The organism is Nonomuraea sp. NPDC049784 (genome assembly GCF_040659615.1).
Classification (GTDB): domain Bacteria; phylum Actinomycetota; class Actinomycetes; order Streptosporangiales; family Streptosporangiaceae; genus Nonomuraea.
In genome coordinates this window covers 18,727-27,674 of record NZ_JBFAMX010000095.1, presented here as the reverse complement: position 1 = coordinate 27,674, position 8,948 = coordinate 18,727, and the positions used below count along the sequence as shown (strand labels likewise).

Annotated in this window: 7 protein-coding genes; 4 read left to right on the top strand and 3 right to left on the bottom strand. The window is 70.4% G+C overall.

Translation table 11 applies throughout. The features are described from left to right. The 3 genes from AB0J09_RS21215 to AB0J09_RS21205 all read left to right on the top strand — a co-directional run. Positions 1 to 287, top strand: a 287-nt coding sequence (locus AB0J09_RS21215) for a SpoIIE family protein phosphatase (RefSeq protein ID WP_360693455.1), incomplete at its 5' end; no start/stop codon positions are given. Between the two features lie 57 nt (positions 288 to 344). Beyond that, positions 345 to 1,508 (top strand): histidinol-phosphate transaminase, encoded by a 1,164-nt coding sequence (locus AB0J09_RS21210; protein ID WP_360693452.1) that lies wholly within the window; start codon positions 345 to 347, stop codon positions 1,506 to 1,508. 118 nt (positions 1,509 to 1,626) lie between these two features. Further along, positions 1,627 to 3,933, top strand: coding sequence for an excinuclease ABC subunit UvrA (locus AB0J09_RS21205; RefSeq protein WP_360693449.1), 2,307 nt, complete (start codon positions 1,627 to 1,629; stop codon positions 3,931 to 3,933). 76 nt (positions 3,934 to 4,009) lie between these two features. Here the strand turns inward: AB0J09_RS21205 and AB0J09_RS21200 are convergent, their stop codons facing one another. After that, positions 4,010 to 4,879: a hypothetical protein gene (locus tag AB0J09_RS21200; protein WP_360693447.1), complete on the bottom strand. Its 870-nt coding sequence runs from the start codon at positions 4,877 to 4,879 to the stop codon at positions 4,010 to 4,012. Between the two features lie 33 nt (positions 4,880 to 4,912). Further along, positions 4,913 to 5,806 carry an LD-carboxypeptidase gene (locus AB0J09_RS21195; RefSeq protein WP_360693444.1) on the bottom strand — a complete coding sequence of 298 codons (894 nt, stop codon included), beginning with the start codon at positions 5,804 to 5,806 and terminating at the stop codon, positions 4,913 to 4,915. 81 nt (positions 5,807 to 5,887) lie between these two features. Between AB0J09_RS21195 and AB0J09_RS21190 the strand changes: the two genes are divergently transcribed. Beyond that, the gene (locus AB0J09_RS21190) at positions 5,888 to 6,772 is read left to right on the top strand and encodes a sulfotransferase (protein ID WP_360693441.1); all 885 of its coding nucleotides are present in this window, start codon (positions 5,888 to 5,890) and stop codon (positions 6,770 to 6,772) included. Here the strand turns inward: AB0J09_RS21190 and AB0J09_RS21185 are convergent. After that, entirely contained in the window at positions 6,744 to 8,630 is a 1,887-nt protein-coding gene (locus AB0J09_RS21185) for an ABC transporter ATP-binding protein (protein WP_360693438.1), read from the bottom strand. The two genes, AB0J09_RS21190 and AB0J09_RS21185, sit on opposite strands and share 29 nt — an antisense overlap. Between the last annotated feature and the right edge of the window lie 318 nt (positions 8,631 to 8,948).

Genomic DNA, 8,948 nt, shown 5'->3' with positions numbered 1-8,948 from the left:
CGCGGTTCGCGTTCCCGCCGGGCGCGACGCTGGTGCTGTGCACCGACGGCGTCACGGAGGCCCGCGACCCCGGCGGCGCCTTCTACCCGCTGGCGGAGCGCCTGCGCGCATGGGCACCCGACCCACCCGACAGGCTCGCCCAGGCGCTCGGCGCCGACCTGCACGCCTTCACCAGGGCGGCCCCGCGCGACGACATCGCGATCGTCACCCTGCGCAGGACCGAGCCGGGAAGCACGCGGTGGGAGGTCTGGTACGACGGACCGCGGGACACCCACACAACATCATGAACCGGTCACTCCGATGGCGCGTACCTACACACATCGGACATGGTCGATGGAGGTGTCGTGGAGCTCAGCCTCTTACGGGCACAGGCGCACAGCCCGTCGTACTTCTCACTGATGCGCGCCTCGTCGGGAGAGCGCGCGCCGGTCGACTTCTGCATTCCGTGCAACCCGTACTTCCCGACCCCGGATATCTTCGATCACCTCGGGAGGAACCTGGAGACGATACTCAAGTTCTATCCGAGCGACGCGGGCACGATCACCGAGGAGCTCTGCGCCACGCTCGGGCTGCACCCCAAGACGGTCGCCATGGGCAATGGGTCGACCGAGCTGATCACCTGGATCGACCACCTGCTGGTGCGCGAGAGCCTGGCGGTGCCCATCCCCACCTTCGGGCGCTGGACCGACCAGCCGCTGGAGACGGGCAAGCGGGTGGACATGTACCCGTTGCTGGAGAGCCGCAACTTCACGCTGGACGTGAACGACTACGTCTCGTTCATCCGCATGCGCGGCTCCCGGGTGGCGGTGATCTGCAACCCCAACAACCCCGACGGCGGCTACCTGCCCAAGCACGAGGTCCTGCGCCTGCTCGACCAGCTGATCGACCTGGATCTGGTGATCGTGGACGAGTCGTTCGGCGACTTCGTGGACGCCGAACCGTACCCGGGGCTGGCGGCGGAGGCGGCGGTCCGGCCGAACGTGATCGTCCTGCGCAGCCTGGGCAAGAACTTCGGCCTGCACGGCATCCGCTTCGGCTACATGGTCGCGAACCCGGCACTGGCCGCCCGCGTGCGCGACGCCCTGCCGAAGTGGAACCTGAACTCGTTCGCCGAGGTCGTGGTGTTCATGATGCGGCAGTTCATGCCCGAGTACCAGGAGAGCCTCAAGCGGGTGGGCCACGACAGGCGAGCGATGTTCCAGCAGCTCAGTACCATGCCGGGGCTGTCGGTGTTCGCCTCCCAGGGCAACTTCCTGCTGGTCAAGCTGCCGCCCGGGCACGACGGGGTGCCGCTGCGCGACCACCTGCTCAGCGAGCACGGCGTGTACGTCCGAGAGTGCGGCAACAAGCTGGGCACGACGAGCCAGTTCATCCGCCTGGTCGTGCGGCCGCAGGACGACGTGCGGCGGCTGCTCATCGGCATGACGCAGTTCCTGTACTCGGGCAGCCTCCACGAGATCCCCGTGATCGGGCTGCACCACCGGCACGTCAACCCGCTGTCGGCCTGAGACTTGTACCGTATGCCGTACGGTACGATGTACGGAACCCACAGAATGTCGGGGACGGACTATAGGCTGTCCCGGCTTTCCCCCGTACGGCATAAAAATCAGACGATGGAAGGGTTCCGTGGTCGTCTCCAGCCGCCAGGCCAGCACCGATCAGCACCACGATCACACCGCCGCCGACAGCCACGACCTCATCCAGGTCCGCGGCGCCAGGGAGAACAACCTCAAGGGCGTCTCCCTCGACATCCCCAAGCGCCGCCTCACCGTCTTCACCGGCGTGTCCGGCTCCGGCAAGTCGTCGCTCGTCTTCGACACGATCGCCGCGGAGTCGCGCCGGCTGATCGACGAGACCTACACGGCGTTCATCCAGGCGTTCATGCCGAGTCTGGCCCGCCCCGACGTGGACGCCCTGCACAACCTGAGCGCGGCGATCATCGTGGACCAGGAGCGCATGGGCGCCAACGCCCGCTCCACCGTGGGCACGGCGACCGACGCGCACACGATGCTGCGGATCGTCTTCAGCCGGATCGGCGAGCCCCACGTCGGCCCCGCCTCCGCCTTCAGCTTCAACCGAGCCGAGGGCATGTGCCCCGAGTGCGAAGGGCTGGGCAAGGCGTCCGACATCGACGTGGACGAGCTGGTCGACAGGGAGCTGTCGCTGAACGAAGGGGCGATCAAGGCCCCCGGATTCGCGGTGGACAGCTGGCCCTGGCAGGTCGTGGCGGGCTCCGGCCTGTTCGACCCCGCCGTCAAGCTGAAGGACTTCACCCCCGCGCAGTGGGAGGACCTCCTCCACAAGCCTGCGACCAAGATCAAGTACGGCTCCAACAACTTCACCTACGAGGGGCTCGTCACCCGGGTCAGGCGGACCTACCTCGGCAAGGACCGCGAGTCGATGCAGCACTCCGCGCGGGCGTTCGCGGAGCGGGCGATCAAGCTGGCCGTCTGCCCGTCCTGCGGCGGCTCCCGGCTGAACGAGGCCGCCAGGTCGGCCATGATCGACGGCAGGAACATCGCCGACTGCTCGGCCATGCAGATCAACGACCTGGCCGCCTTCGTCCGCGGCATCGGCAACCCTGCCGTCGGCCCTGTGCTGGACGGGCTGCGCTCGACGCTCGACTCCCTCGTCGAGATCGGCCTCGGCTACCTGAGCCTCGACCGCGAGTCGGGCACGTTGTCGGGCGGCGAGGCGCAGCGCGTCAAGATGGTGCGCCACCTCAACTCGAGCCTCACCGACGTCACGTACGTCTTCGACGAGCCCACGGCCGGGCTGCACCCGCACGACATCCAGCGGATGAACAACCTGCTGCTCCAGCTCCGCGACAAGGGCAACACGGTGCTCGTCGTCGAGCACAAGCCGGAGACGATCGCCATCGCCGACCACGTGATGGACCTCGGCCCCGGCGCCGGCACGGCCGGCGGGCAGCTCTGCTACGACGGCGACCTGGAGGGGCTGCGCGCCTCCGGCACCCTGACCGGCCGCTACCTGGACCATCGCGTACGGCTCCGCGACCACGTCCGCACCCCGGCCGGGCACCTGCCGATCAAGGGCGCCACCCTGCACAACCTCAAGGACGTCGGCGTGGACATCCCGCTCGGAGTGTTGACGGTGGTCACCGGCGTGGCGGGGTCGGGCAAGAGCTCCCTCATCCACGGGTACGTCGCCGGGCGGGACGGCGTGGTGGTGGCCGACCAGTCGCCGATCCGCGGCTCGCGGCGGAGCAACCCGGCCACCTACACCGGCCTGCTCGACCCCGTCCGCACGGCGTTCGCCAAGGCCAACGGCGTCAAGCCCGGCCTGTTCAGCGCCAACTCCGAAGGCGCCTGCCCGGCGTGCAAGGGCATCGGCCTGATCTACACCGACCTGGCCATGATGGCGGAGGTCGCCTCGGTGTGCGAGGAGTGCGAGGGCAAGCGGTTCACGCCTAAGGTGCTGACGTACACGCTGCGCGGCAAGGACATCAGCGAGGTGCTCGCCATGCCGGTGGCCGAGGCCCGAGACTTCTTCACCGAACGGCAGGCCCGCACGATCCTCGACCGCCTGGCCGCGGTCGGCCTCGGCTATCTGGGCCTGGGCCAGCCGCTCACCACGCTGTCGGGCGGCGAGCGGCAGCGGCTCAAGCTCGCCATCCACATGGCCAAGAACGGCACCACGTACGTGCTGGACGAGCCCACCACGGGCCTGCACCTGGCGGACGTGGACCAGCTGCTGGCGCTGCTCGACCGCCTGGTGGACGACGGCAACACGGTCATCGTGATCGAGCACCACCAGGCCGTCATGGCCCACGCCGACTGGATCATCGACCTGGGCCCGGGAGCCGGTCACGACGGCGGCCAGGTGGTCTTCTCCGGCACCCCCGGCGAGCTGGTCGCCAGCGGCACCTCGCTCACGGCGATCCACCTGCGCGACTACGTGAGCAACCCCTGAGCCAGGGGGCCGGCCGGTCTCGCGCGCGGCCAGGTCGCGTATCCACGCCTCCAGGCCGCGCGGGACCGCGAGCGCTTCAGACGGCCAGACGAGCCAGGACGCGGGCGAACTCCGGCGGGGGCGCCACCACGAGCCGGGTCTGGCCCTGCTGCGAGACGATGTCGGCCCTGATGTGCGTCAACCGCCCCTCGTGCCACCAGTACACCTGCGAGCTGAGCCCGTCCGTCTGCGCCGCGTGGACCCGCAGCCGCTCGATGGCGCGTACCACGCCGATCCCGTCCACCGGGTGCACGAGCAGCGTGTACGGGTCGGGCAGCACCACGAGCACCCCGTCGGAGGGAACGGAGAGGTAGTCGCCCAGCCACCGCAGATGGGTGGCGGCCGACGGGGACATGGCGGTCAGGCGAGTCACCGGCGTGCCCGACAGCTCGATGGACTCGACCTCCAGCCGCTCCTCGCGGCGGACGTTGGCGACGGCCATCTCGATCGCCTGGGCGGTCGGCACGGGCCAGCACCCGGCCTGCTCGGGCCGCACGGCGCGCGAGCCCACGAAGAGCAGCTCCACCAGGTCCGCGTTGAGGTGGCGGCCCACCACGCGGGTCAGGTCGGCCACCTCTTCCACGGCCTCCACGCGGGTCCGGACGAGCGGCCCGGCCTGCTCCAGGTCGCAGACGTCCAGCCGCTCCCCCGCGGTGGCCACGGCGTGCGAGAGGTGCTCGGAGACGAGCATGGGCCAGTCCTCCCTGGCCCTGCGCCCCGCCTCGCGGCGCAGCCCCGTGAGCCTGACGACCAGCTCCATGTCGCCCGTGAGCGTCACGGATCCGCCGTCACGGGCGAACTCGAAGGAGTATCCGAGGGACTCGGCGACGAGCGCGAGCAGCGAGTCGAGATCGACGTCCTCAACCGGCCGGCGTGAGGGCTCCCGGTGCCGCCTGAACAAGCTCACGCGCCATGTCCCTTTCTGTCGGATTCGTCCCTCCTACCTTGCCTGCTCCCCATCACCGACAATGGCAGCTAGGGAGCACGATTCGGTATCGATAACCCCAAGTCTCCCGAGCCACACACTCATCTGGGGCGACCCGTGTCCCACCGGAAGCCCCGCCAGGACAGGAACCCCGAGCCCGCCGAGCCGGTCTTCGAGCACCGGGTACGGGTCGCCGCAGTCGACCCACGAGCCGAGCGCGATCCCGCGCACCCCGTCGAGCGCCCCCGCCTGCAGGAGCTGGGTGAGCATGCGGTCGATCCGGTACGGCTCCTCCCCGATGTCCTCCAGGAACGCGAGCTTCCCCGCGAACGACGGCTGCCACCGCGTGCCGCACATCGAGGCGAGCAGCGACAGGTTGCCCCCGGCGAGCACGCCCTCGGCCCGCCCCTGGACCAGCACCCGCTCGCCCTGGACCGGCTCGGGCGTGCCGAACAGCGCCGCCTGCAGGCTCTTCCAGGTGCGCGGCTCCGGCCCCTTCTCGTCGGCCAGGATGTCGCAGGCCGCCATCGGCCCGTGCAGCGTGGGCACGCCCAGCTCGATGGCGAACGCGTTGTGCAGCGCCGTGATGTCGCTCGACCCGAGCAGGACCTTGGGGCCCGCCGCCCGCATGGCGTTCCAGTCGAGCAGGTCGAGCAGCCTGGCGGCGCCGTACCCGCCCCTGCAGCAGAACACCGCGGAGACGGCCGGGTCGCACCAGGCGGACTGCAGGTCGGCGGCCCTGGCGGCGTCGTCGCCCGCCAGGTAGTCGAGCGGCTGGCGGGCGAGCGCGTGCGCGCCGACCACGACCTTCAGCCCGAGGCTCTCCAGGCGCTCGACGCCGCGCCTGAGCATCACCGCGTTGGGCGGGCCCGACGGCGAGACGACCGCGACGGTGTCACCGGGTCGCATCGATCAACTCCTCGAATGGCTCGTTCGCGTGGAAACGAATGGCTCGTCCACGTGGAAAACGGTGTCACACTTACCTCTCATATGCGACTTCCGCCCCACATACTCGTGGTCAACGGCATCAAGGTCCGCCGGCCGGTCTTCCTGATCGGAGCGCCGCATTCCGGCACGGACCTGCTCGCCCGTGCCCTGAAAAGATCTCCCGGCTTCCACGTGACGATGGGCCGCTCGAGCGTGGCGCACGTGGTGTACGCCTTCGCCCGCAAGCCGTCCATCGGCCAGACCTCCGGCGCCGTGCGCGTCATGCGCGACGCGCTCGCCGAGTCGTGGCAGGTGCTGCCCCGATCCTGCGGCGGGTGCGCCGAGTCGTGCAGGGAGGCGGGCGGGGTCACGGGGACCGGTCCCTGCGTGTCCACGAGCGAGATGACCAGGTTCGGCGACGGCAGCCCCGACCTGCTCTACAGCGCTCCCGTGCTGCTCCAGGCCTTTCCCGACGCGCGGTTCGTGCAGCTCATCCGCGACGGCAGGGACGTGGTGGCCGGCATGCTCGGCGATCCCGCGTGCCTGGCCTGGTTCAAGCCGGCGATGTTGTCGGAGCAGACCGAGTTCCCCAACGCGTTCCTCGGCGTCAACAAGGACGAGCACCTCGACCGGTGGAAGGGCATGCCGACGGCCGGCAAGAGCGCGCTGCGCTGGCGCAGCGCCGTGCGCCTGAGCGCCGAGCTGCGCAGGACGCTGCCCGAGCAACAGCTCCTGACGCTGCGCTACGAGGACTTGGTGCAGAAGCCGGCGCCGTCGGTGGCGGCGCTGGCGGAGTTCCTGGAGACGCGGGTGTCGAAGGTCGTCCTGTACGACACCGGCGTCCCCAAGGTCGGCGCCTGGCGCACCAAGCTCAGGCCGCCCGACCTGGAGCTGGTGGAGAAGGTGGCCAGGGAGGAGCTCAACCGGCTGGGCTACCTGAGGAAGTGAACTGGGTGCGGTAGAGCTCGGCGTACAGGCCGCCCCGGGCCAGCAGCTCCTCGTGGCGTCCGCGCTCGGCGATGCGGCCCTCGTGGATGACGAGGATCTCGTCGGCCTCCCTGATCGTGGAGAGCCGGTGCGCGATCACCAGCGAGGTGCGGCCCTCCAGCGCGGTCTTCAGTGCCACCTGCACGGCCGCCTCCGACTCCGAGTCGAGGTGGGCGGTGGCCTCGTCGAGCACGACCACGCGGGGCGCCTTCAGCAGCAGCCTGGCGAGCGCGAGGCGCTGCTTCTCGCCCCCGGACAGCCGGTAGCCGCGGTCGCCGACGACCGTCTCGAGCTGGTCGGGCAGGCTCTCGACGAGGTCGCCGATCTGCGCGGCCCTGAGAGCCCCCCAGATCTCCTCGTCGCTCGCCCCCGGCCTGGCATAGCGGAGGTTGGCCCCGATCGTGTCATGGAAGAGATGAGCGTCCTGCATGACCACTCCGACGGTGTCGCGGAGGGAGTCGAGGGTGGCGTCGCGCACGTCGAGCCCGTTGATCCGGACCGCGCCCTCGTTGACGTCGTACAGGCGGGACACGAGTGACGTGATGGTGGTCTTGCCCGCGCCGGAGTGGCCGACCAGGGCGACGAGCCGGCCCGGCTCGGCCGTGAACGAGATGCCCTTGAGCACGGGGTAGGACGGGCCGGTGTCCTGCCTGGCCACCGACTCCAGCGAGGCCAGCGAGACCTCCTCGGCGGCCGGGTAGCGGAAGCGCACGTCGTCGAACTCGATGGTCACGGGCCCGTCGGGGAGCCCGGTGGCGCCGGGCCTCTCCGCCACCATGGGCTTGAGGTCGAGGATCTCGAAGACCCGGTCGAAGCTCACGAGTGCGGTCATCACGTCGACGTGCACGTTGGACAGGGACGTGAGGGGGCCGTACAGGCGCATCAGGAGGGCGGCCAGGGCCACCAGCGTGCCCAGCTCGAAGACGCCGGAGACCGACAGCACGCCGCCGATGCCGTACACCAGCGCTGTGGCGAGCGCGGCGACGAGCCCGAGCGCGACCCTGAACACGGTGCCGTACATGCCGACCGTCACGCCCACGTCGCGCACCCTGGCGGCCCTGCGGCCGAACACCTCGGCGTCGTCCTCCGGGCGGCCGTAGAGCTTGGCGACCATGGCGCCGGCCACGTTGAAGCGCTCGGTGGTGACCGAGCTCATCTCGGCGTCGAGCTGCATCTGCTCGCGCGTCAGCGCCGACATGCGCCGCCCGACGAACTTGGCGGGCACGATGAAGATCGGCAGCAGCACCAGCGCGACCAGCGTCACCTGCCACGACAGCGCCAGCATCGCGCCCAGCACGAGGACCAGGCTGACCACGTTGGAGACCACCGACGACAGGGTGCTCGTCAGCGCCCGCTGCGCGCCGATCACGTCGGTGTTGAGCCTGCTGACCAGCGCGCCGGTCTGGGCGCGCATGAAGAACGCCACCGGCATGCGCTGCACGTGGTCGAACACCTCGGTGCGCAGGTCGTAGATCAGGCCCTCGCCGATGCGCGCCGAGAACCACCGCTGCACCAGCGTCAGCCCGGCGTCCACCAGCGCCAGCGCGCCGATCGTCACGGCCAGCGCCACCACGACGCCCGGCTGCTTGGCCAGGATGCCGTCGTCGATGATCGCCTTCATCAGCAGCGGGTTGACGACCACGATCACCGCGCCCGCCACGACGAGCAGCAGGAACGCGGCGATATGCGTCCGGTACGGCTTGGCGTAGCGCGCGATGCGCCGGACCGTGCCGGGTCGCAACCGCTGCTCGGTGACCGAGCCGTCGCGCCGCAGGGACGCCATCACGTGAGGGCCGAAGCCCCCTCCCATCATCGTCATGCGGGGGATCCCTCCTCCTCCCCCGGAGTCAGCGCCGCCATCGCGCCTGGCGATTCCCCCGTCCGCTCAGCGCGAAACCCACCGCCCATCGCCACGCTTCTTCCCGGCTCCTCACGACGGCACCGCCCACCGGTCCCACGACCCGCGGCGTCCCACGGCCCGCCGCGTCGCAGGACCCGCCGCGTCACGGATCGCCGCCGACAGCGGCTCTGCGCCCCTCCCCTGCCCCTCAAGGACAGCAGCCACGACGGCGATCGGCGGCCCTCCGGCGGCGAGCCCCGTCCGCTTACCTTCAAGAGGCGGAAGCCACGACGGCGG